The following is a 20,791-nucleotide window of genomic DNA, read 5'->3' on the forward strand; positions in this document are numbered from 1 at the left end:
TCTTGATGAGAAGAGGGCGGGAGGCTGCGCACGCGTGGTGGAGCGCTCGCGCCGCCACGGGAAAAATAGCGGATAATTGCGGCTTTCATCCTTAGCCCAGATTTTATCCGAGGACAAGCGCGATGGACTTTAGCATAAAAGGCTGTGATTGGAGCAAAGGCGAGGCCAAGGGGTTCCTGACCGGGAAGTCCGATTGCATCGTACTCGGCATCTTCGAGGCGCAAACTCTTTCGGGCGCGGCGCTCGACATCGACACGGCCACCAAGGGGCTGATCTCGCGCGTGGTGAAGGCCGGCGACATGGACGGCAAGCGCGGCAAGACGCTGTTCCTGCCGGAGGTCTCGGGGATCGGCGCATCGCGCGTGCTGCTGGTCGGTCTCGGCAAGCAGGATGCTTTCAATCAGAAAGCCTATAACGATGCGGCCACCGCCGCGTGGCGCGCGCTGCTGGCGACCAAGGTCGGGCAGGTCACGTTCACGCTCGCGCAGCTGCCGGTCGACGAGCGCGGCTCCGACTGGGGCGTGCGCGCCGCGATTCTCGCGCTGCGCAACGAAACGTACCGCTTCACGCAGATGAAGAGCAAGCCGGAGCCGGCGTCGCACGCGCTCAAGCGCGTCGTGTTCAGCGTCGATCCGTCCGACGAAAAGGCGGCGAAGCTCGCGGCGAAGCAGGCCGTCGCGCTGGCCAACGGGATGGACCTCACGCGCGATCTGGGCAATCTGCCGGGCAACGTGTGCACGCCGACCTATCTCGGCAACACCGCGAAGAAGCTCGCGAAGGATTGGGGCCTGAAGGCCGAGGTGCTCGGGCTCAAGCAGATCCAGGCGCTGAAGATGGGCTCGTTCCTGTCGGTCGCGCGCGCATCCGTCGAGCCGCCGCAGTTCATCGTGCTGCACTACCAGGGCGCCGCGGCGAAGGCCGCGCCGGTCGTGCTGGTGGGCAAGGGCATCACGTTCGACACCGGCGGCATCTCGCTGAAGCCGGGCGAAGGCATGGACGAGATGAAGTACGACATGTGCGGCGCCGGTTCGGTGCTCGGCACGATGCGTGCGGTCGCCGAAATGGGCCTGAAGATCAACGTCGTCGCGATCGTGCCGACCTGCGAGAACATGCCGGGCGGCAACGCGACGAAGCCGGGCGACATCGTCACGAGCATGAAGGGCCTGACGATCGAAGTGCTGAACACCGACGCCGAAGGCCGTCTGATCCTGTGCGACGCGCTCACCTATGCGGAGCGCTTCAAGCCGGCCGCGGTGATCGACGTGGCGACCCTCACGGGCGCGTGCGTGATCGCGCTCGGCGGCCACAACAGCGGCCTGTTCTCGAAGGACGATGCGCTTGCGGGCGAACTGCTCGACGCATCGCGCGAAGCGAACGATGCGGCGTGGCGCATGCCGCTCGACGACGAGTACCAGGATCAGCTGAAGTCGAATTTCGCCGATATCGCGAACATCGGCGGCCGGCCGGCCGGCGCCGTGACGGCGGCGTGCTTCCTGTCGCGCTTTACCGAAAGCTACCCGTGGGCGCACCTGGACATCGCCGGCACCGCATGGAAGAGCGGCGCGGCGAAGGGCGCGACGGGCCGTCCGGTGCCGTTGCTCGCGCAATTCCTGATCGACCGCGCCGGGCAGTGATGGCCGGTCACACGACGATGCGGGCGAGCGGGCAATGACGCGAATCGATTTCCATTCGAACGTCGGCGATTCGCTCGCGTATGCATGCCGGCTGCTGCGCAAGGCCTATCAGGCCGGGCAGCCGGTCGTCGTGCTCGCCGAAGCCGCGCGCCTGCGCGCGCTCGACGAGCGGTTGTGGACCTTTTCGCCGCTCGACTTCATCCCGCACTGCAGCGTGGACAGCCCGCACGCGGCCGCCACGCCGATTCTGCTCACCGCCGATCTCGACCAGGCGCCGCATCATCAGGTGCTGCTGAACCTCGGCGCGACGGTGCCCGCGCAGTTCGCGCGCTTCGAGCGCCTGCTCGAAGTGGTCGGCAACGCGCCCGACGAGCTGGCTGCGGGCCGCGACCGCTACCGCTTCTACCGCGATCGCGGATACGCGCTGAACAATTACAAGCAGGGCAGCTAGCCGAAACCGGCGACGGAGCGTTCCCGTGACACAAGCCGAACCATTCTCGATCCCGACGCTGACCGACGTGCTGGTGCCCGGCAAGCCGGTGCCGGCCGCGCCGTCAGTGGGCGACGCACGATCGCGCGACGATGCCGACATTCCGGTGCTGAACGACATGATTGCGCGCGGCCGAACGGCAGCGTTCGACGCGCTCGATCACGACACGGTGGGCACCGAGGCGGTGATCGTCGAGCCGGTGCCGACGCCGTATCTGCCGACCGTCGAGCTGCCCGGCGACAGCGATGCGCCGGCGCAACCGGCCGCGGCCGGGCACGTGGTGGCCGAGGAAGCGGCCGCCACGCCGGCGCCGCTGCGCTCGGTCCTGGCGGACGATGCGCCGTCGCAGCCCGAGCTCGCCGCGGCGCCGCTCGACGACGCGACACTGCCGCAGGCACTCGTGCCGGCTGCGGCCGCTGCCGCGGCGCTCGCGGATCGACCGGCCGACACGTCGCCGCCGCCGCTGGGCGCGCCCGCCGCCGCGGCGGCGCTGACGCCCGAGGACGCGCAGCATATCGCCGAGCGTTTGCGCGACCGGCTCACGAACTATTTGACCGGTGCCGGGCGCGACGCGATCGAGGCGCGCTGTCGCGACGCGCTGCACGACCACACGGCCTGGCTGGTCGGCCAGATCACGCGCGAAGTCGCGCTTGCGTTGGAAACCGAAGTGATGGAATGGGTGCGTGACGCGGTCGACGAAGAGATCGATCGTCGCCGCGCCGGTCATTCGGGCTGAGCGGCCGGCACGCGGCGTGTGTAGTCGTTTCGGGTAACGCGCTGCGCGGCTAGGATGACGCGCGCGGCCTGCTGCGCGGCGGCGTGCCGGAGCGGCCCGCGTCGCACGACGCCGCCGCGCGCGCCGGGTTGTGCCCGGAATTGCGTTAACGCAGCGACAGCACCCATTGCGCGAGCGTGTGCGCTTCGGCGCTCGTGAGCTGCGTATTGGCGGGCATCGGCACGCCGCTCCACACACCGACGCTGCCCTTCACGATCGACTGCGCGAGGTAGTCGGCCGCATCGGCGCGCGCCGCGTACTTGCCGGCGATGTCGCGGAATGACGGACCCATCAGTGGCTTGTTGACCGCGTGGCACGCCATGCAGTTCTTGCGTTGCGCGAGTGCGAGCCCGTCGCCGGCCGGCTCGGCGTGCGCCGCCGCTGCGCCGGCCGCCAACAGCGCCGCGAGCAGCGCGGCGGATATCGTCTGTTTCATGCAGTCCTCCGCCGGCGCGAACGGCCGGCTTCACGGTCCGCGCATTATAAGAGCAAAGGGAACGCGCGTTTTGCGCGTTTCCCGAGTCGGGGCGCGCTACGCGGTCGCAGGTGCGGTGCGCTGTATCGTGACGGTAGTCGCGCTGCGGTATGGCGGGCGAGGTGGCCGTGATGGCGAGGTCGGTGGGCGCGGCGCCTGCCGCTGACGCTGATGAAGCCGAAGCCGAAGGGCCAGTGCGCTCGACCGACCTCGCCGCGTCGCGACGCGTGATCTCCCGGCTTCGTTTGGCACCCGGCTTTTATGACATCATTACGGCCTGCTACGGTGCAGCCGGGCAAACCCGCCGATCGACCCGCAGGCGATTCAGATGCAGACGATCGTCAGCCTCGTGTCGGCCGGCCTGGATGTCGCACGGATGCCGCAGTCGCTGCGTAACCTGCGGCGCACCGGCGTGCTCGACGCGCCGGTCGTCGACGCGCGGCTCGTGTGGTGCACCGGTGACGTCGGCGCGGTGCTCGCCCGCTTCGTCGATGTCACGCGTGCACGGAGTCGCCGCGCGATGCGAACGATGGCGCGTCGGCGCCGTCCAACGCGCGGTGCGTGCCCTGTGCGAGCCGTACCGCATTCGAAAACTTCATCGCGAACTCATGATCATTCACCCGAATTTCGACCCCGTAGCGATCCATCTCGGCCCGCTGGCCGTGCGCTGGTACGGCCTCATGTATCTCGTCGGCTTCATCGCGGCGATCGTCGTCGGCCGGGTCCGCCTGAAGCTGCCGCACGTCGCGGCGCAGGGCTGGACCGCGAAGGACATCGACGACATGATGTTCTACGGCGTGCTCGGCACCGTGCTCGGCGGCCGGCTCGGCTACGTGCTGTTCTACAAGGCCGACTTCTACCTGTCGCACCCGCTCGACATATTCAAGGTATGGGAAGGCGGGATGTCGTTTCACGGCGGCTTTCTCGGCGTGACGCTCGCGATGATCCTGTTCGCATGGCAGCGCAAGCGGCACTGGCTGCAAGTGACCGACTTCGTCGCGCCGATGGTGCCGACCGGGCTTGCGGCCGGGCGGCTCGGCAACTTCATCAACGGCGAGCTGTGGGGCCGCGTGACCGATCCGAGCGCGCCGTGGGCGATGCTGTTCCCGGGCGCGATGCGCGACGACGCCGCATGGCTGCCGAAGCACCCGGCGCTCGTCGAGAAGTGGCATCTCGCCGACGTGTTCATGCAGTACCAGATGCTGCCGCGCCATCCTTCGCAGCTCTATGAAATCGCGCTCGAAGGCGTCGTGCTGTTCTTCGTGCTGTTCTTCTTCTCGCGCAAGCCACGGCCGATGGGGGCGGTGTCGGCGCTGTTCCTGATCGGTTACGGCCTCGCGCGCTTCACCGTCGAGTTCGCCCGCGAGCCCGACGATTTCCTCGGCCTGCTCGCGCTCGGCCTGTCGATGGGGCAATGGCTGTCGCTGCCGATGATCGTCGCCGGCATCGCGATGCTGGTGTGGGCGTATCGTCGCCGTGGAGCGAATGCGGCTGCGTGACATGCATGCCGCGTGACGCCACGCCGACGGGCTCGCCACACGTGCTCGTCGCATGCAGATGCTCGAACGAAAAACGCCGGCCCGAGGGCCGGCGTTTTCGCATCTGCGCGGCGTTGCGCGCCGCGCGTTGCTTCGTGCTTACTTCATCTGCACCGAGCCGTTGACCGTGACCGACACGGTGGCCTTGCCGCCTTCGACGGAAATCGGTGCGCTCATCTTCGCGTTGTCCATCGGCGCCGCGGCCATCGCCATCATGCGCGGATACGGCTGCACGTTGCGGCTGCCGCCGACGTTCACGTCGCGGATCGAGTAGCTGCTGTAGCCGAACGCCTTCGCGGCTTCGTCCGCGCGTGTGCGGAACGACTTGATCGCTTCGGTCGTCAGCTTCTGCTCGGCCGCGCGCTGCGCTTCGGGCGACAGCGAGAATTCGACGTTCGCGATCTGCATCTGGTTCGACAGCTGGCCCGCGAGCTTCGACGCGGCCGCGAAGTCGCGCGACTCGAGCACGACTTCCGTGCGGCCGCGCCATGCGGAAATCTTGCCGTCGCGATCGGTGCTCGGATAGACGGAGAACGCACCGGTATGCGCGGTGACGCCCGACACGCCCTTCGCCTGCGCGAGCGCGGCGTCGGCGCGCTGGTTCAGCGTAGCCGTCAGGCTACCGGCGTCCTTGGCCTGCTGTTCGTAGAACAGCGTGATGTGGATGATGTCTTGCGGCACGTCGGCGCTCGCCTGCGACGACAGCGACAGCACGCCGGCCGGCTCCGGAAAATGCGGGTTGGCGGTTTGTGCGTGCGCGGCCGGCGACGCGAGCGTCAGCGCGACGGGCACGGCGGCGGCGAGCGCGAGCGACAGCGCGAGAGCGGATTTCTTGGTCATTGTTGGACTCCTTGTGCGAGAGCGCGCATGCGGATCGCGCGTGCGCGACGCGGGCGTACCGCGCGACGAAAAAACGGCCGTCGGCCCGTTCGGGCGACGGCCGTTGCTTAGGCTGCGCAAGCGCGCCGCGAGTTCCTCGACGGCCGCGCGTTCTGACCGGATTTGACCTTCGATGCGCGACTACTTCATCAGCCTTTCGGTGATGAAGCGCCATTCGGCGCGCGTGACCGGCGTGATCGACAGCCGGTTGCCGCGCGCGAGCACGCGCATGTCGGCGAGCTCGTCGTGTTCGCGCAGCGCGGCGAGCGGCACGAGCGCCGACTTCTTCACGAAGCGCACGTCGACGAGCAGCCAGCGCGGCGTTTCGTGCGTCGACTTCGGGTCGTAATACGGGCTCTTCGGATCGAACTGGGTCGGGTCGGGGTAGGGCGCCGATGCAACTTCGGCGAGGCCCGCGATGCCCGGTTCGGGGCAACTCGAGTGATAGAACAGCACGCCGTCGCCGATCTTCATCGTGTCGCGCATGAAGTTGCGCGCCTGATAGTTGCGCACGCCGGTCCATGGCAGCGAGCGCTGCGGTGCGTGTGCGAGATCGTCGATGCTTGCTTCGTCCGGTTCGGACTTCATCAGCCAGTATTGCATGGATCGTGATCGACGCAGAAAGGGCTGTTGCAAAAGGAAACGGCATCGGGACAAGCCCGATGCCGTTGAATAGGCCCCCGCCTTGGCCGCTAGGCCGGCATCCTGAACCTGGGGTTCAGAATTGGTCGCAGTTAGCAGCACATCGGGTACATCAGACAGAGTGACGCGCGCGCCCGTGCTACAAATTTCCGCAACCGTGCACATGGCATTGGTTCAAGGAATATATGACCTTGGCGAACCAGGCAGGGAAGCTGACTAAACTGTGTTTCGTTGCGCCAATTTGAACACCGTTGATCGCCGAGATCAAGGGGAATCGACACAACAATCAAACGTTACTGCGCTTGTTACTGCGTCTCGTGCTGTGCGAGCACAGCGCCGAGCTGTTCGTTCATCTGGTGCATTGTACGACGGATTTCCTCGGCCGGAAATGCTTCACCGTGCCGCACGCTCGTTTGCAGCCGCAGCAATTCGGACGCGAGCGACAGCGCGGCCATCACCGCGATGCGATCGGTGCCGCGCACCGAGCTGTTCGCGCGGATCTTCGACATTTCGGCATCGACGCGCGCGACGGCCTCGAGCAGCGCCGCTTCGGTCTCGGCCGAACAAGCGAGCCGATACGGCTGACCGAGAATCGAGACTTCGATCTGCTTGGTGCTCATGCATGTTCTCCGTGGCTGGCCGCGTCGTCGCTATCGGGGCGCGCCTGCCCGTCCAGCAGGTCGAGCTGGTTGTCGGCTTGCTCCACGCTCTTCGTGCGCGGCAGCTTCTCGAGGATCGCGTTCAGTTTGACCTGGGCGTCGTCGATCTTTGCCGACAGCGTGTCGCGCTCGGCCGCAAGCGCATTGCGTTCTTCGCGCAGCTGCGCGAGTTCCGCACGGACCGTGTCCGCGTCCGCGCGCAATTGCGTGACCTGCTCCTCGAGCGCGAGCCGTTCCGAGTGATAGCGCTTGTTCAGCGAAATCAGACGGCCAATATTTTGAGATAAGGTTTCGAGTTCGTTGAGCATCTGCTGCGTCCTCTAAAGACCCAGCATTTTAGCGCGGAATACCCCGCTTTCCGACATCTGTAACGTTTCCAGTCGTAACACCCCGGCTTCTTGCCGCGAATATGCGCATCCGACGCATGCGCCGCGTGCGTGCCGACGCTTTCTTGACGCTCGCGCGGCCCGCTCCTAAACTGGCGCGGCCTCGGTGCTCGCGCGTGCGTCGCGCGGTTAAACGGGAAGCAGGGCGTGCGCTTCGCCAGGAGCTCGCCAACCTGCGCTGCCCCCGCAACGGTAAGCGGCCGCGTCGTACGACGCAGGCCGGCTCGGGCGCGTTTCGCATGCAGCTTGCGCATGCGGGCGCGGGCCACTGCGCGCGATGCGCGCGGGAAGGCGAGCCGGCACGCCGTCAGCCCGGATACCGGCCGAGACGAGGAGCCCGTCGGGCTTCATGACGCGCGCGCTGCGGGGAAGCAGGGTGCGCAGCGCTTCACGGGAACTGTCTTCGATGCCGACCCCAATCATTCGCACGACGCTGCGCATGCCGCCGCGTGCCGTGTGCCGCCGTCACGTTGCGTGCGGCCAGTGCGGCTGCGCCGGGCTCGGCGAGTTCGGCGAGTGCGGCGGTCTCGCACGCGAGCGCGATGCCGCACGACCGGCAAGCGCGCGAGGCGCGAGCGTGCGCGCGACGCCGTGCGCGCGGACCGGCCGTTCGATGGATCTCGACCGTCACGGGCCGGCGTCGCCGAAGTGCGGCGCAGCAACTCGCCGTACGGGGGCCGGCAACCTGCACATCGGTTCGACACGTCGCAGCGCGACGTCCGTTCGGCGTTCGCCTCGGCGCAACGCAATCTCCGTCATGCGTTCGTCTCACCGCAGCGCCACGCGCGTGCGCCGCTGCTCGACCTTCGTCGGATGCGGCGCATGAATGCCGCGCGTGCCGTCGCGATCTGGACCACGCTCGCCGGCGTGGTGGCGCTGCTGTTCGTCGCGTCGCTGTCGATCGGCAGTGTGCCGATGTCGCCGTGGCAGGCGCTCGCATCGCTCGTGTCGCACGGCGACGACGCGCTGTTCGCCGACATCGTGCGCACGTTGCGCTTGCCGCGCGCGCTCGCGGGTTTCGCGTGCGGCGCGCTGCTCGCGCTGGCCGGCGCGCTGCTGCAGGTGCTGCTGCGCAACCCGCTCGCGGAACCGTACGTGCTCGGCGTGTCCGGCGGCGCGGCCGGCTTCGCGCTCGTCGCGATGATCGCCGGCGCCGCGTGGTGGCTCGTCGATGCGTGCGCGTTCGCGGGCGCGCTCGTGTCGGTCACGCTCGTGCTCGGCCTGGCGCGCCGCGAATTGCGGCGCGGCGACTCGCGCGATGCATCGCCGCGGCTGCTCCTTACCGGCGTCGTGATTGCGGCCGGGTGGGGCGCGCTCGTCACGCTGCTGCTGTCGCTCGCGCCCGACGCGCGGCTGCGCGGCATCATCTTCTGGCTGACCGGCGACCTGAGCGGCGTGAGCGCGCCGTGGTTCGCATGGGGCGCGTTGCTGCTCGCCGCCGCTGCGGCACTGCCGGCCGCGCCGCAGCTGAACGTGATGTTGCGCGGCGACGCGACCGCGCTGGCGCTCGGCGTGCCGGTCGCGCGCGTGCGCGTGCGCATTTACCTGGTCGCGTCACTGGCCGCCGCGGCCGCGGTGACGACGGCCGGCACGATCGGCTTCGTCGGCCTCGTCGTACCGCATGCGCTGCGGCTCGCGTTCGGCAACGACCAGCGCATGCTGCTGCCGGCCGCGATGCTCGCGGGCGGCGGCGGCGTGATGGCGGCCGACCTGCTCGCGCGCACCGCGATCGCGCCCGCGCAATTGCCGGTCGGCGTGATGACCGCATTGATCGGCGTCCCGGTGTTCCTGTGGATGCTGCTGAGGAGGCCGCCGCGATGACGCACGCTGCCGACGCGGATTGCACGGCGCTCGCGCTCACGCTCGAGGCCGGCGAGCGGACGCTGCTCGACGGCTTCACGCAGGCGTTCCGGCCGGGCGAGATCTGGTGCGTCGCCGGGCCGAACGGCGCCGGCAAGACGACGCTGCTCGCGACGCTCGCGGGTTTGCAGCAGCCGGCCGGCGGGCACGTCGAGTACGACGGCCGGCCGCTCGCGGCATGGCAGCCCGAGCAGCTCGCACGCCGCCGCGCGCTGATGCCACAGCAACTGCACGACGCGTTCAGCGCGACGGTGTTCGATACGGTTTTGCTGAACCGTTTCCCCTATCTGGGCGGCTGGGGCTGGGAGCGCGACGGCGACCGCGCCGCGGCGCGCGACGCGCTCGCGACGTTCGGGCTCGCCGCGCTCGCCTCGCGCGACGTGCTGTCGCTGTCGGGCGGCGAGCGCCAGCGCGTCGCGCTGGCTGCGACGCTGTGTCAGGACGCGCCGCTGCTGCTGCTCGACGAACCGCTCGCGCATCTCGACCTGCATCACCAGATCGACGCGCTGACCGCGCTCACCGCGTGGGTCGACGCAGGCCCGCGCACGGTGCTGTTCTCGTGTCACGACCTGAATCTCGCGCGCCGCTTCGCGACTCACGCGCTGTTGCTCGACGGCCGCGGCCATGCGTGGGCGGGCCGCGTGCACGACGTGCTGACGCCTGCGCGCGCGAGCGATGCGTTCGGCTATCCGCTCGTGCTGATTCGCGAGAACGGCCGCGACGCGCTGCTGCCGGCGTGGCCCGAGCGACGATGATCCACCTTCCTTCTTTCGCACGCGGCACCGGCCGCGCCAACGAGGCACTTTCCCGATGACGAACCCGACCGACTTCCCGCCCGCGCTCGCGCCGCTCGACGCTACGCTGCGCGAGCGCCTGCAGCATGTGATCGATCACAAGACCAAGCCGCCCGGCAGTCTCGGCCAGCTCGAGGCGCTCGCGTTGCAGCTCGCGCTGATCCAGCGCACCGAGCGGCCGCAGGTGCAGCGTCCGGTCACGATCGTCTTCGCCGCCGACCACGGGATCGCGGCCGAGGGCGTGAGCCCGTATCCGCAATCGGTCACCGCGCAGATGGTCGCGAACTTCCTGGCCGGCGGCGCCGCGATCAACGCGTTCGCGGGCGTCGCGCAGAGCGTGCTGGAGATCGTCGACGCGGGCGTCGCGTCGCCGCTGCCGGCGTCGGAGCGGCTCGTATCGCTGCCGATCGCGCGCGGCACGCGCAACTTCGCGCTCGAGCCAGCGATGACGCTCGACGAAGCGAACGCGGCGCTCGCCGCCGGCGCCGCGCGGGTCCGCCAGCACGCAGCGCTCGGCACGAACGTGATCGGCTTCGGCGAGATGGGGATCGCGAACACGTCGTCGGCCGCGTGCCTGATGAGCCGCCTGCTCGACGTGCCGATCGATGCGTGCGTCGGGCGCGGCACCGGCCTCGACGACCAGGGGCTCGCCCACAAGCGCGCGGTGCTCGGCCGCGCGCTCGCGCGGCATGCGCATGCGATCGCGCCGCTCGACGTGCTCGCCACGTTCGGCGGCTTCGAAATCGCGATGATGACCGGCGCGTATCTGGCCGCCGCGAGCGAGCGGATGACGATTCTCGTCGACGGGTTCATCGCGACGTCCGCGTTGCTCGTCGCGGAACGCATCGCGCCCGGCGTGCGCGACTACTGCGTGTTCTCGCACGCGTCGCACGAAGCCGGGCATCGGCGCATGCTCGAGCATTTCGGCGCGAAGCCGCTGCTCGCGCTCGACCTGCGGCTCGGCGAGGGCACGGGCGCCGCGCTCGCGCTGCCGCTGGTGCGCGCGGCCGCCGCGTTCCTGACCGAGATGGCGAGCTTCGAATCCGCAGGCGTCGACGATCGTGATGCGTGAGCGGGCACGCGGCATGCGCGCGGAACTGCGCTACTTCTTCGTCGCGCTCGGCTATTTCACGCGCGTGCCGGTGCCGCGCGCGATCGGCTACGCGGCCGGCGATCTCGATCAGGCGGCGCGCTACTTCCCGCTGGTCGGCGCATGCGTCGGCGCATGGGGCGCGCTGGTCTATCTGGCCGCGCTGCGCGTGCTGCCCGCGGCGATCGCGGTCGGGCTGTCGATGGCCGCGACCTTGCTCGCGACCGGCGCGTTCCACGAGGACGGGCTGGCCGACAGCTGCGACGCGTTCGGCGGCGGCTACACGCGCGACGACGTGCTGCGGATCATGCACGATTCGCGGATCGGCACGTTCGGCGCGGCGGCGCTCGTGATCGCGCTCGGCCTGAAATGGCAGGCGCTGGCCGCCATGCCGCCGCTGCGCGCCGCATGGACGATGATCGCCGCGCACGCGGCGAGCCGCGCGGCGGCGGTGAGCCTGCTGATGTCGCTCGACTACGTCCGCCCGGAAGGCAAGGCGAAGCCCGTCGCGCAACGCATGAGCACGCGCGCGGCCTGCGCCGCCGCGGTGTTCGGGCTGCCGTGGCTGTTCTGGCCGGACTGGCGCGCGGGTGTCGCGGCGTTCATCGCGCTGGCGCTCGTGCGCGCGTGGGCCGCGCGCTACTTCGTGAAGCGGATCGGCGGTTATACGGGCGACTGCCTCGGCTTCGCGCAGCAGCTGAACGAACTGGCGATCTATCTCGTGGTGCTCGGATGGACGTCGTCCTGATTCGCCATCCGGCCGTCGGCGTCGAGCGCGGCGTCTGCTACGGGCGCAGCGACGTGCCGCTCGCGGAATCGGCGGACGCCGGTGCGCAGGCGGTGCGTGCGCGTCTCGCGGCGCTGGGCGCGCCGTTGCCGGAGCAGATCTGGACGAGCCCGCTCGCGCGCTGCGCGTCGGTCGCCGAACGGCTCGCACACGCAGTCGACGCGCCGTTGCGGCCGGACCCGCGCTGGCAGGAGATGGACTTCGGCGCGTGGGAGCTGCAGCGTTGGGACGACATCGACCACGCCGCGCTCGATGCGTGGGCGGCCGATCTGCTGCATGCATGCGCGCACGGCGGCGAGAGCGTCGCGCAGTTCGCCGCGCGCGTCGCGCAGGTGGCGGCTGCGGTCGAGCAGGCGGGCGTCGCGCAATGGGCGCTCACGCATGCGGGCGTGATTCGCGCGTTCGCCGCGTACGCGTTGCGCGTGCCGCTCGACACGCTGCTCGCGCGACCGGTGCCGACGGGCGGGGTCGTGTGGCTGCGGATGAGCGAGGCGGCCGGTGCGTGGAAGATCGTCCACTGGGACGCGTAGACGCCGCGTGCCGATCTTGGACCGGCGATCGCTCGCGCGCCGCCCTCAATGCGCGGGCCGCCGTGCGCGCGCCGCGTCGAGATCCGCGCACAGCGCGGCCGCGCCCTGCGCGATCCGTGGCGACGGCCGCGTCAGCAGATCGCCGTCGATCGCGAACAGGTTGTTGCGCGCGACGGCCGTCAGCGCGGGCCAGGCACGCCAGCGCGCGAGGCTCGGCAGCGGCGCGTCCGAGCGCGTCGCGCCGGCGCTCGTCGTCACGATCGCTTCCGGATTCGCGGCGAGCACGGCCTCGTCGGTGACGGTCGGCGCGAGCGGCTCGAGCGCGGCGAACACGTTGCGGCCGCCGCACAGCGCAATGACGTCGTTGAACAGGTGCGCGCCGTTGAGCGTGGTCAGCGGCCGGTCCCATACCTGAAAGAACATCGTGACGGCCGGGCGCGCCGCGTAGCGTGCGCGCAGTGCCGCGATGTCGCGCGAGTACGCGGCCGCGGCCGCATCGGCGGCAGCGTTGGTGCCCAGCAGCGTGCCGAGCCGGTGCAGCGACGTCGCGACGTCGTCGAGATGCTTCGGCTCGCTGAAGAACAGCGGAATGTGCAACGCACGCAGCGCATCGGTCTGCCGCTCGGCGTTGCCGTGCCGCCAGATGACGATCAGGTCGGGTTTGAGCGCGGCGATCCGTTCGAGGTCGAGCGCCTTGTTGTCGCCGACGCGCGGCACCGCGCGCGCGGCGGGCGGATAGTCGCTGTACGTCACGGTGCCGACCAGCTTCGCGCCGCCGCCGGCCGCGTAGATCAGTTCGGTCGCGTGCGGCGCGAGGCTGATCACGCGTTGCGCGGGCGCCGGCAGCGTGACGGTATTGCCGGCGTCGTCGCGGGCCGTGACGTCGGCGCGCGCGATCGGTGCGAACGCAACGATCGCCGCGAGCGCGACTGGGACGCGCCACACGGCGGCGTTCACGCGGACACCCGGTGCAGCATCGGCACGCACTGCGCGAGCGCATGCGCGAGGCGCTGCCATTGCGCGTCGTTGCCCGGCAGGCCGACGCGCACGCTCGGATGCGCGGCAAAGTACCGGGTCCAGATGCCTTGCGCGGCGAGCGCCTCGTGCAAGGCGGCCGCGCGCGGATCGTCGGTCCAGCTGAACAGCGGCGTCGCGCGTACCGCGAAGCCGTGCGCGCGCAGCAGCGCGGCGAGCTGTTCGCCGTCGGCCGTGAGCCGGGCACGCGCGGCGGCCTGCCAGGCGCGATCGGCGAAGGCGGCCGTCACCGCGTGACGGGCCGGGCCGCTGACGGTCCACGCGCCGAGCATGTCGCCGAGCGCGGCGATCCGTTCCGGCTGCGCGAGCACGAAGCCCGCGCGGATCCCGGCGAGCCCGAAGAACTTGCCGACCGAGCGCAGCACCACGAGGCCGGGGCGATCGACGTGCGCGGCGAGCGACGGCGTCGCGCCCGTATCGGCGAACGCCTCGTCGACGATCAGCGTGCCGCCGCGCGCCGACAGCTGCGCATGCCAGCCCAGCAGTCGCTCGACCGGCACCGCGTCGGCGGTCGGATTGTTCGGGTTCCCGACGATCGCGTGCAGCAGCGTCGCGGGCAGGCGGTCGGCTTCGATGTCGAGTGCGACGACGCGATGGCCGTGACGCGCGAACGCGGGCGCATATTCGCCGTACGCGAGCGCCGCGACGGCGGCGTCGCCGGGCGGCAGCAGCGCGGGCAGCGCGCGGATCGCCGCCTGGCTGCCGGCGACCGGCAGCACGTGCGCGGCGTCGGGCGCGTGATAGTAAGCGGCCGCGCGCGCGGCGAGCGCGTCGCCGTCGTCGGGCAGGCGGCGCCATGCGTCGGCGGGCACCGGCGGCACCGGATAGCCGACCGGATTGATGCCGGTCGACAGATCGAGCCACCCGTCGTACGGAATGCGATGGCGACGCGCGGCTTCGTGCAGGTTGCCGCCGTGCGTGATACGTGCGTCAGACATGATGGGTAGCGAGGATGAGCGCGCCGCTCGCGACCAGCAGCGCGAGCCACAGGGCGAGCGTACGCGTGACGAGCGACAGCGCGGCCGCGACGTGGATGGCCGACGCCGGCGCGCCGGTGCCGAGCATCGGGCGCTCCTCGAGCGCGCCGTGATAGACGGCCGGGCCGCCGAGCCGCACGTTCAGGCTGCCGGCGCCGGCAGCCATCACGGGCCCCGCGTTGGGGCTGTCCCAGTGGCGCGCCTGCGTGCGCCAGCAGCGCCATGCGGCGGCCGTGTCGCCGAGCAGCGCATAGCTCGCCGCCGTCAGTCGTGCGGGAATCCAGTTCAGCGCATCGTCGATGCGCGCGGCGGCCCAGCCGAAGGTCAGGAAGCGCGGCGTGCGGTAGCCCCACATCGCGTCGAGCGTGTTCGCGAGCCGGAACAGCAGCGCGCCCGGGCCGCCCGCGACGATGAACCAGAACAGCGCGCCGAAGATCGCGTCGTTGCCGTTCTCCAGCGCCGATTCGACGGCCGCGCGCGACAGCGCGCCTTCGTCGGCGTCGCTCGTGTCGCGCGAGACGATGCGAGCGGTTAGCGCGCGCGCGGCGGCGAGATCGTGCCGCAGCAACGCGGCGGCGATCGGCGCGACGTGCTCGCCGAGGCTCTTCGCGCCGAGCGCGAACCACAGCAGCGCGACGTGCAGCGCGGCCGCGAGCGGCCACGGCAGCACGCTCGCGAGCCACGCGGCGACGGCCACCGGCGGCAGCACGGCCGCGCCCCACGCGGCGACGCCCACGATGCGGCCGCGCCGGCCCGTGTTCAGCGCGGCCTCGATGCGCGCGGCGAGCCGGCCGAACGCCACGAGCGGATGCCAGCCGGCCGGTTCGCCGATCAGCCGATCGACCAAGGCGGCGGCGACCGCGAGCACGGCGACGACCGGCAGCGACAGCATCAGCATGACGACGCTCCGGCCTTGATCGTCAGCGGCAGCCCGGCGACCAGCAGCGTCACGCGCGTGGCGAGCGCGGCGATGCGCTGATTGAGCCGCCCGAGTTCGTCGACGTAGCGGCGGGTGACCGAGCCGAGCGGCACGACGCCGAGCCCGATTTCGTTGCTGACGACGATCACCTTCGTGCGCGTCTCGCACAAGGCGCGCTCGAGCCGCTCGACCTCCGCCGTGTACTGCGCGTCGTCGAGCGGCTCGCCGTCGAGCGGGCACAGCAGATTGGTGAGCCACAGCGTCAGGCAGTCGACGAGCACGCATGCGTGCGGATCGTCGAGCCGCGCGAGCGTGCCGGCGAGATCGACCGGCGCGGCGGCGAAGCCCCAGTCGGCCGGCCGGCGCGCGCGGTGATGGGCGATGCGGCGTTCGAATTCGGCGTCGTCGGCGCTTGGCGTCGCGGTCGCGACATAGGTGACGGGGCGGCCGCTGTCGGCGGCGAGACGCTCGGCGTGCGCGCTCTTGCCCGAACGCGCGCCGCCGAGGACGAAGGTGAGGTCGTGCGGAATCATCGCGTGATTGTAACGGCGCGCGCAGCACGACGCGGGCGATAATGCCCGCTTTGTGTCGCCACGATTTTTCTTCCCGATCCCCACGATTCCCACGATGAACGCACCCGAACCGCCGCGCGGCACGTTGATGATCCAGGGCACGACCTCCGACGCGGGCAAGAGCACGCTGGTCGCGGGCCTGTGCCGTCTCGCGCGGCGCGCGGGCGCGCGCGTCGCGCCATTCAAGCCGCAGAACATGGCGCTGAACAGCGCGGTGACGGCCGACGGCGGCGAGATCGGCCGCGCGCAGGCGCTGCAGGCGCTCGCGGCCGGCGTGGCGCCCCATACCGACTTCAACCCGGTGCTGCTGAAGCCGACCAGCGATCGCGGCGCGCAGGTGATCATCCACGGCGCCGCGCGGATGAACCTCGATGCGCGCGCGTATCACGACTACAAGCCGGTCGCGTTCGACGCGGTGCTCGAGTCGTATGCGCGCCTGCGCGACGGCTACGACACGGTGATCGTCGAAGGCGCCGGCAGCCCGGCCGAGATCAACCTGCGCGACGGCGACATCGCCAACATGGGGTTCGCCGAACGCGTCGATTGCCCGGTGGTGCTGGTGGCCGACATCGACCGCGGCGGCGTGTTCGCGCATCTGGTCGGCACGCTCGCGTGCCTGTCGGACAGCGAGCGTGCGCGCGTGCGCGGCTTCGTGATCAACCGCTTCCGCGGCGACATCGGACTGCTCGAGCCGGGGCTCGACTGGCTGCGCGCGCAGACGGGCAAGCCGGTGTTCGGCGTGCTGCCGTACCTGCACGGACTGCTGCTCGACGCCGAGGACATGCTGCCGCGGCAGGCGCGCAGCGCCGCCACGCGCGACGGCGCGGGCGTGCTGCGGGTGGTGGTGCCGGCGCTGCCGCGCATCAGCAACCATACGGATTTCGATCCGCTGCGCGCGCATCCGCAGGTCGAATTCACGTACTGGAAGAGCGGCCCGGTGCCGGCCGCCGACCTGCTGATCCTGCCCGGCTCGAAGAGCGTGCAGCGCGATCTCCAATGGCTGCGCGACGCGGGGTGGGACACGGTGATCCGCCGGCATCTGCGCTATGGCGGCAAGGTGATCGGCATCTGCGGCGGTATGCAGATGCTCGGCCGCACGCTCGACGATCCGCTCGGCCTGGAAGGCGCGCCGGGCAGCGTGCCGGGCCTCGGGTTGTTCGATTTCGACACGACGCTGCTGCCGCACAAGACGCTGAAGAACGTGACCGGCCAACTGGCGCTGCCCGGCGCGCCCGCCGTGCGCGGCTACGAGATCCACCTGGGCGACACGCGCGGCCCCGCGCTCGCGGCGCCGGCGCTGCAACTGGCGGCGGACGATGCAGCGGGCGGCAGCCGCGCCGACGGCGCGCTGTCCGCCGACGGCCAGCTCCTCGCCACCTACGTGCACGGCCTGTTCGACACGCCCGCTGCGTGCGCGGCGCTGCTCGCATGGGCGGGGCTCGACGGGGTGGAGCGCATCGATTACCCGGCGCTGCGCGAGGCGTCGATCGAGCGGCTCGCCGATTCGTTCGCCGAGCACCTCGACCTGCGCGCGCTGTACGCGGAATTTCGCTGACGGGGCCGAGAGGGCGGGCGCCGCATGGTGCGTGCGTCCGCGTTCGGCTTGGCCGGGCGGGAGTTCGGTGCGGCGGGTGCCGCATGGTGCGACAGCGGCGGCGCGGAGGCCGTCGCGCGGCAGAGGGCACAAGGCATAACCGGCCCACGGCCCACTCATGCCCCTTTTTGCGGGCCAATTCGTTCCTGTCGAGAATCATTCAAAGCCATATCGCGCATTTATCGGTGAAATAGCTTCGAATAGAGTGCGATCCATCGTCATCCACTCACGAAGGAATCCGCCATGAACCCCACCCGTCTGCAAGATCTCGGCGCGACGCTGCTGCGTGTCGCGCTCGGCGTGCTGTATCTCGCGCACGTCGCACAGAAGGTGTTCGTCTTCACGCTGCCCGGCACCGCGCAGTTCTTCGCGTCGATCGGCCTGCCCGGCTGGCTCGCGTATCTGACGACGGCCGTCGAGCTGGCCGGCGGCCTCGCGCTGCTCGCGGGCGTGCGCGTACGGACTGCCGCGCTCGTGCTGCTGCCGTTCATGCTCGGCGCGGTGTGCGCGCATTTGCCGAACGGCTGGAGCTTCGCGTCGCCGCACGGCGGTTGGGAATATCCGGCGTTCTGGGCCGTCACGCTGGCCGTCCAGGCGCTGCTCGGCGGCGGCGCGTTCGCGCTCGGCGCGCCGCGCAGCGCGTAACCGCGTAACCGCGTAACCGCGCGCCGCCCGCGTCGGCTCCACCGGTTTCGGTGATGCCCCGTTTGCCGATATCATCGCTCCCTGTATCCGCAATCGAGCGGCGCCTGCCGGACGGTGGGCGCCGCGCGGCTTTTTCGGGGGAATTCATGACGGTCATCGTGGTGGCGAATCCGAAGGGCGGCGTCGGCAAGAGCACGCTGTCCACCAATCTTGCCGGCTATTTCGCGGCGCAGGGCGCGTGGGTCGCGCTCGCCGATCTCGACCGGCAGCAGTCGGCGCATGCGTGGCTCGATCTGCGGCCGGCCGGGCTGCCGCAGATCGAGGCGTGGAATCTCGACCCCGACGCGCCTTCGAAGCCGCCGCGCGGCCTCGAATATGCGGTCATCGACACGCCGGCCGGGCTGCACGGCAACCGGCTCGACGTCGCGCTGCGGCTGGCCGACAAGGTGATCGTGCCGCTGCAGCCTTCCATGTTTGATATTCTCGCGACCCAGCAGTTTCTGGAGCGCCTCGCCGGCGAGAAGGCCGTGCGCAAGGGCAGCGTCGAGGTCGGGATCGTCGGGATGCGGGTCGACGCGCGCACGCGCTCGTCCGACCAGCTGCACCGTTTCGTCGAAGGGCTCGGGCTGCCGGTGCTCGGCTACGTGCGCGACACGCAGAACTACGTGCAGATCGCCGCGCACGGCCTGACGCTGTGGGACGTCGCCAGGAGCCGCGTCGAGAAGGATCTCGAACAGTGGCGGCCGATCGTCGAATGGGCCGAGCGCCGCGCGCCGAAAGCGGAGAAGGCCGCCCGCGCGTCGTGAGTCGACTGGCCGCTGCCGCGTCGGCGGCAGGCGGGCGTCACCCGCCTGCCGGCTCGTTCAGTGACGCTCAGCGAAGCTCGGCCGAATGACGAAGGGCCTGATCCGGCAGCGTGCCCGATCAGGCCCTTCGTGCCTCGGCGGCGCAGCGGCCGCCTCGGGCAAGCCGCTGCGACGTGCCGGCGGCCGTGCGCATCAGGTCCAGCTCTGTGTCGGGACGTGATCGCGGTGGCCCTTGATCTTGTTGCCTTCGTCGATGAACACGAGCTTGGGCTTCCAGCCGGCCTGCAGCTCGGCTTCATCGACCATCGCGAACGCCGCGATGATCACGAGGTCGCCGAGTTGCGCGCGACGCGCGGCCGAGCCGTTCAGCGAAATCATCCCGCTGCCGCGCTCGCCCTTGATCGCGTAGGTCGAGAAGCGCTCGCCGTTGTTGATGTTCCAGATGTCGATCCGTTCGTTTTCGATCAGGCCCGCCGCTTCGAGCAGGTCTTCGTCGATCGCGCACGAGCCTTCGTAGTGCAGCTCGCAGTGCGTGACGGCCGCGCGGTGGATCTTCGATTTGAGCATGTGGCGCTGCATGGTATCTCCGTGATGCGTGACAGGCGACGGCGCGGCCGGTCAGATTTCGAGGTTGTCGATGAGGCGCGTCGCGCCGAGTTTCGCGGCCGCGAGCACGACGAGCGGCTCGCCCGCCTCGAGCTCGGCGGCGCTCGGCGCGATCAGGTTCGCGCGGCGGCGGATCGCGATGTAGTCGGGCGCCCAGCCGCGTTCGGCCAGATGCGCGCGGGCGTGCTGCTCGAGCTTGCCGAGGTCGCGCTCGCCGCCCAGCACGCTTTCGCGCACGCGCTGCAGCGTTTTCACGAGCTCGGGCGCCTCGGTGCGTTCGTCGGCCGTCAGGTAGCGGTTGCGCGACGACAGCGCGAGGCCGTCTTCGTCGCGCACGGTCTCGGCCGCGATGATCTCGACCGGCAGCGCCAGCTGCTGGCACATGCGGCGCACGATCATCAGCTGCTGGTAGTCCTTCTTGCCGAACACGGCCACGCGCGGCTGCACGCACGACATCAGCTTCGTCACGACCGTGCATACGCCGGCGAAGAAGCCGGGCCGGAACTCGCCCTCGAGAATGCCGCCGAGGTCGTCGGGCGGCAGCACGCGATACTCCTGCGGCTCGGGATACATGTCGCGCTCGGTCGGCGCGAACAGCACGTAGACGTTTTCGTTCTGCAGCTTCTCGATATCGTCCTGCAGCGTGCGCGGATATTTGTCGAAATCCTCGTTCGGGCCGAACTGCAGCCGGTTGACGAAGATGCTCGCCACGACCGGGTCGCCGTGCTGGCGCGCGAGGCGCATCAGCGACAGGTGACCTTCGTGCAGGTTGCCCATCGTCGGCACGAACGCCGTGCGGTTCTGGCCGCGCAGCTGGTCGCGCAGTTCCTGGATCGAGCTGATGACTTTCATGATCGGGTAGCGGGTTCCTCGCGCATGCGCGCGTTGGCGCCGCAGCAGCGGCGTCGGGGTCGAAGCGGAGCACGCCGGTGCGCGGGCGGCGCATCGGGCGTCGGCGGATTGTAGAGGATTTGGCCGCCGCACGCACCGCAAAGAGAACGGTCGTTCACTTTTTATCCGGGCATGGCGCGGCGGGGCGGCGCGGGTGTGAGCGCGCTCGATGCTGCATTGCAGTGGAGGCGGGGCGCCGTGACCGTG

General features: G+C 70.3%; 23 protein-coding genes, 1 other RNA gene, 1 pseudogene and 1 riboswitch. Of the genes and pseudogenes, 13 read left to right on the forward strand and 12 right to left on the reverse strand.

Translation table 11 applies throughout. From position 1 onward, the window contains the following. Nucleotides 1-122: 122 nt before the first annotated feature. From AK36_RS17115 to AK36_RS17125, 3 genes are read left to right on the forward strand one after another with little or no spacing between them, the layout of a single operon-like run. A complete protein-coding gene (locus AK36_RS17115; protein ID WP_011885736.1) occupies nt 123-1,634 on the forward strand; it encodes a leucyl aminopeptidase in 1,512 nt (503 codons plus the stop codon). A gap of 34 nt (nt 1,635-1,668) precedes the next feature. Then, nucleotides 1,669-2,085: a DNA polymerase III subunit chi gene (locus AK36_RS17120; protein ID WP_011885735.1), complete on the forward strand. Its 417-nt coding sequence runs from the start codon at nt 1,669-1,671 to the stop codon at nt 2,083-2,085. Nucleotides 2,086-2,110: 25 nt separating this feature from the next. Beyond that, nucleotides 2,111-2,860: a DUF2486 family protein gene (locus tag AK36_RS17125; protein ID WP_045578869.1), complete on the forward strand. Its 750-nt coding sequence runs from the start codon at nt 2,111-2,113 to the stop codon at nt 2,858-2,860. A 145-nt stretch (nt 2,861-3,005) separates the two neighbouring features. Here the strand turns inward: AK36_RS17125 and AK36_RS17130 are convergent, their stop codons facing one another. After that, on the reverse strand, nt 3,006-3,335 hold the full coding sequence (locus AK36_RS17130) for a c-type cytochrome (protein ID WP_011885733.1): 330 nt from the start codon (nt 3,333-3,335) through the stop codon (nt 3,006-3,008). A 158-nt stretch (nt 3,336-3,493) separates the two neighbouring features. On the opposite strand from AK36_RS17130, the pseudogene AK36_RS34320 reads away from it, so the two are divergent. Next, a pseudogene (locus AK36_RS34320) lies at nt 3,494-3,894 on the forward strand (type 2 periplasmic-binding domain-containing protein); the annotation flags it as partial. Between the two features lie 88 nt (nt 3,895-3,982). Continuing rightward, nucleotides 3,983-4,873 carry a prolipoprotein diacylglyceryl transferase gene (gene lgt / locus AK36_RS17135; RefSeq protein ID WP_034192612.1) on the forward strand — a complete coding sequence of 297 codons (891 nt, stop codon included), beginning with the start codon at nt 3,983-3,985 and terminating at the stop codon, nt 4,871-4,873. A gap of 138 nt (nt 4,874-5,011) precedes the next feature. Here lgt and AK36_RS17140 read toward each other — a convergent pair whose 3' ends face one another. The 5 genes from AK36_RS17140 to AK36_RS17155 form a co-directional block, all read right to left on the reverse strand. After that, nucleotides 5,012-5,752 carry an SIMPL domain-containing protein gene (locus AK36_RS17140; protein ID WP_011885732.1) on the reverse strand — a complete coding sequence of 247 codons (741 nt, stop codon included), beginning with the start codon at nt 5,750-5,752 and terminating at the stop codon, nt 5,012-5,014. Between the two features lie 180 nt (nt 5,753-5,932). Beyond that, nucleotides 5,933-6,394, reverse strand: coding sequence for an EVE domain-containing protein (locus AK36_RS17145; protein ID WP_011885731.1), 462 nt, complete (start codon nt 6,392-6,394; stop codon nt 5,933-5,935). 70 nt (nt 6,395-6,464) lie between these two features. Continuing rightward, nucleotides 6,465-6,646: non-coding RNA, 6S RNA (gene ssrS, locus AK36_RS31260), on the reverse strand. Nucleotides 6,647-6,738: 92 nt separating this feature from the next. After that, nucleotides 6,739-7,053 carry a cell division protein ZapA gene (locus AK36_RS17150; RefSeq protein WP_011885730.1) on the reverse strand — a complete coding sequence of 105 codons (315 nt, stop codon included), beginning with the start codon at nt 7,051-7,053 and terminating at the stop codon, nt 6,739-6,741. After that, nucleotides 7,050-7,400 carry a hypothetical protein gene (locus AK36_RS17155; protein WP_011885729.1) on the reverse strand — a complete coding sequence of 117 codons (351 nt, stop codon included), beginning with the start codon at nt 7,398-7,400 and terminating at the stop codon, nt 7,050-7,052. Before AK36_RS17155 ends, AK36_RS17150 begins: the two co-directional genes overlap by 4 nt. A gap of 165 nt (nt 7,401-7,565) precedes the next feature. Further along, nucleotides 7,566-7,820: riboswitch (cobalamin riboswitch) on the forward strand. Between the two features lie 471 nt (nt 7,821-8,291). Between AK36_RS17155 and AK36_RS17160 the strand changes: the two genes are divergently transcribed. The 5 genes from AK36_RS17160 to cobC are packed head-to-tail and all read left to right on the forward strand — an operon-like array spanning nt 8,292 to nt 12,539. After that, a complete protein-coding gene (locus tag AK36_RS17160) occupies nt 8,292-9,299 on the forward strand; it encodes a FecCD family ABC transporter permease (RefSeq protein WP_224383364.1) in 1,008 nt (335 codons plus the stop codon). Beyond that, nucleotides 9,296-10,093 carry an ABC transporter ATP-binding protein gene (locus AK36_RS17165; RefSeq protein WP_011885727.1) on the forward strand — a complete coding sequence of 266 codons (798 nt, stop codon included), beginning with the start codon at nt 9,296-9,298 and terminating at the stop codon, nt 10,091-10,093. Before AK36_RS17160 ends, AK36_RS17165 begins: the two co-directional genes overlap by 4 nt. A 55-nt stretch (nt 10,094-10,148) precedes the next feature. Next, complete coding sequence (gene cobT, locus AK36_RS17170) at nt 10,149-11,204, forward strand: nicotinate-nucleotide--dimethylbenzimidazole phosphoribosyltransferase (RefSeq protein ID WP_011885726.1); 1,056 nt, start codon at nt 10,149-10,151, stop codon at nt 11,202-11,204. Beyond that, nucleotides 11,197-11,970, forward strand: coding sequence for an adenosylcobinamide-GDP ribazoletransferase (locus AK36_RS17175; protein WP_045578870.1), 774 nt, complete (start codon nt 11,197-11,199; stop codon nt 11,968-11,970). Before cobT ends, AK36_RS17175 begins: the two co-directional genes overlap by 8 nt. Next, the gene (cobC, locus tag AK36_RS17180; protein WP_045578871.1) at nt 11,955-12,539 is read left to right on the forward strand and encodes an alpha-ribazole phosphatase; all 585 of its coding nucleotides are present in this window, start codon (nt 11,955-11,957) and stop codon (nt 12,537-12,539) included. The genes AK36_RS17175 and cobC overlap by 16 nt, the downstream gene beginning before the upstream one ends. 45 nt (nt 12,540-12,584) lie before the next feature. On the opposite strand, the gene AK36_RS17185 is transcribed toward cobC, so the two are convergent. Genes AK36_RS17185 through cobU form a run of 4 tightly spaced genes read right to left on the reverse strand, consistent with a single transcriptional unit; the run spans nt 12,585 to nt 16,003 of the window. Next, the gene (locus AK36_RS17185; protein ID WP_011885723.1) at nt 12,585-13,496 is read right to left on the reverse strand and encodes a cobalamin-binding protein; all 912 of its coding nucleotides are present in this window, start codon (nt 13,494-13,496) and stop codon (nt 12,585-12,587) included. Then, on the reverse strand, nt 13,493-14,512 hold the full coding sequence (gene cobD / locus AK36_RS17190) for a threonine-phosphate decarboxylase CobD (RefSeq protein ID WP_011885722.1): 1,020 nt from the start codon (nt 14,510-14,512) through the stop codon (nt 13,493-13,495). Before cobD ends, AK36_RS17185 begins: the two co-directional genes overlap by 4 nt. Further along, entirely contained in the window at nt 14,505-15,449 is a 945-nt protein-coding gene (cbiB, locus tag AK36_RS17195) for an adenosylcobinamide-phosphate synthase CbiB (RefSeq protein WP_045578872.1), read from the reverse strand. Before cbiB ends, cobD begins: the two co-directional genes overlap by 8 nt. Further along, complete coding sequence (gene cobU / locus AK36_RS17200; protein WP_045578873.1) at nt 15,443-16,003, reverse strand: bifunctional adenosylcobinamide kinase/adenosylcobinamide-phosphate guanylyltransferase; 561 nt, start codon at nt 16,001-16,003, stop codon at nt 15,443-15,445. The genes cbiB and cobU overlap by 7 nt, the downstream gene beginning before the upstream one ends. Before the next feature lie 94 nt (nt 16,004-16,097). Between cobU and AK36_RS17205 the strand changes: the two genes are divergently transcribed. The 3 genes from AK36_RS17205 (at nt 16,098) to AK36_RS17215 (ending at nt 19,087) form a co-directional block, all read left to right on the forward strand. Further along, nucleotides 16,098-17,597: a cobyric acid synthase gene (locus tag AK36_RS17205; protein WP_045578874.1), complete on the forward strand. Its 1,500-nt coding sequence runs from the start codon at nt 16,098-16,100 to the stop codon at nt 17,595-17,597. 282 nt (nt 17,598-17,879) lie between these two features. Then, on the forward strand, nt 17,880-18,281 hold the full coding sequence (locus AK36_RS17210; protein ID WP_014723466.1) for a DoxX family protein: 402 nt from the start codon (nt 17,880-17,882) through the stop codon (nt 18,279-18,281). 146 nt (nt 18,282-18,427) lie between these two features. Continuing rightward, a complete protein-coding gene (locus AK36_RS17215; RefSeq protein ID WP_011885717.1) occupies nt 18,428-19,087 on the forward strand; it encodes a ParA family protein in 660 nt (219 codons plus the stop codon). Nucleotides 19,088-19,279: 192 nt separating this feature from the next. On the opposite strand, the gene panD is transcribed toward AK36_RS17215, so the two are convergent. Continuing rightward, entirely contained in the window at nt 19,280-19,666 is a 387-nt protein-coding gene (panD, locus tag AK36_RS17220) for an aspartate 1-decarboxylase (protein ID WP_011885716.1), read from the reverse strand. A 39-nt stretch (nt 19,667-19,705) separates the two neighbouring features. Continuing rightward, nucleotides 19,706-20,545, reverse strand: coding sequence for a pantoate--beta-alanine ligase (gene panC / locus AK36_RS17225; RefSeq protein ID WP_011885715.1), 840 nt, complete (start codon nt 20,543-20,545; stop codon nt 19,706-19,708). Between the last annotated feature and the right edge of the window lie 246 nt (nt 20,546-20,791).

The sequence above is a fragment of the Burkholderia vietnamiensis LMG 10929 genome, from assembly GCF_000959445.1.
Lineage (GTDB): Bacteria > Pseudomonadota > Gammaproteobacteria > Burkholderiales > Burkholderiaceae > Burkholderia > Burkholderia vietnamiensis.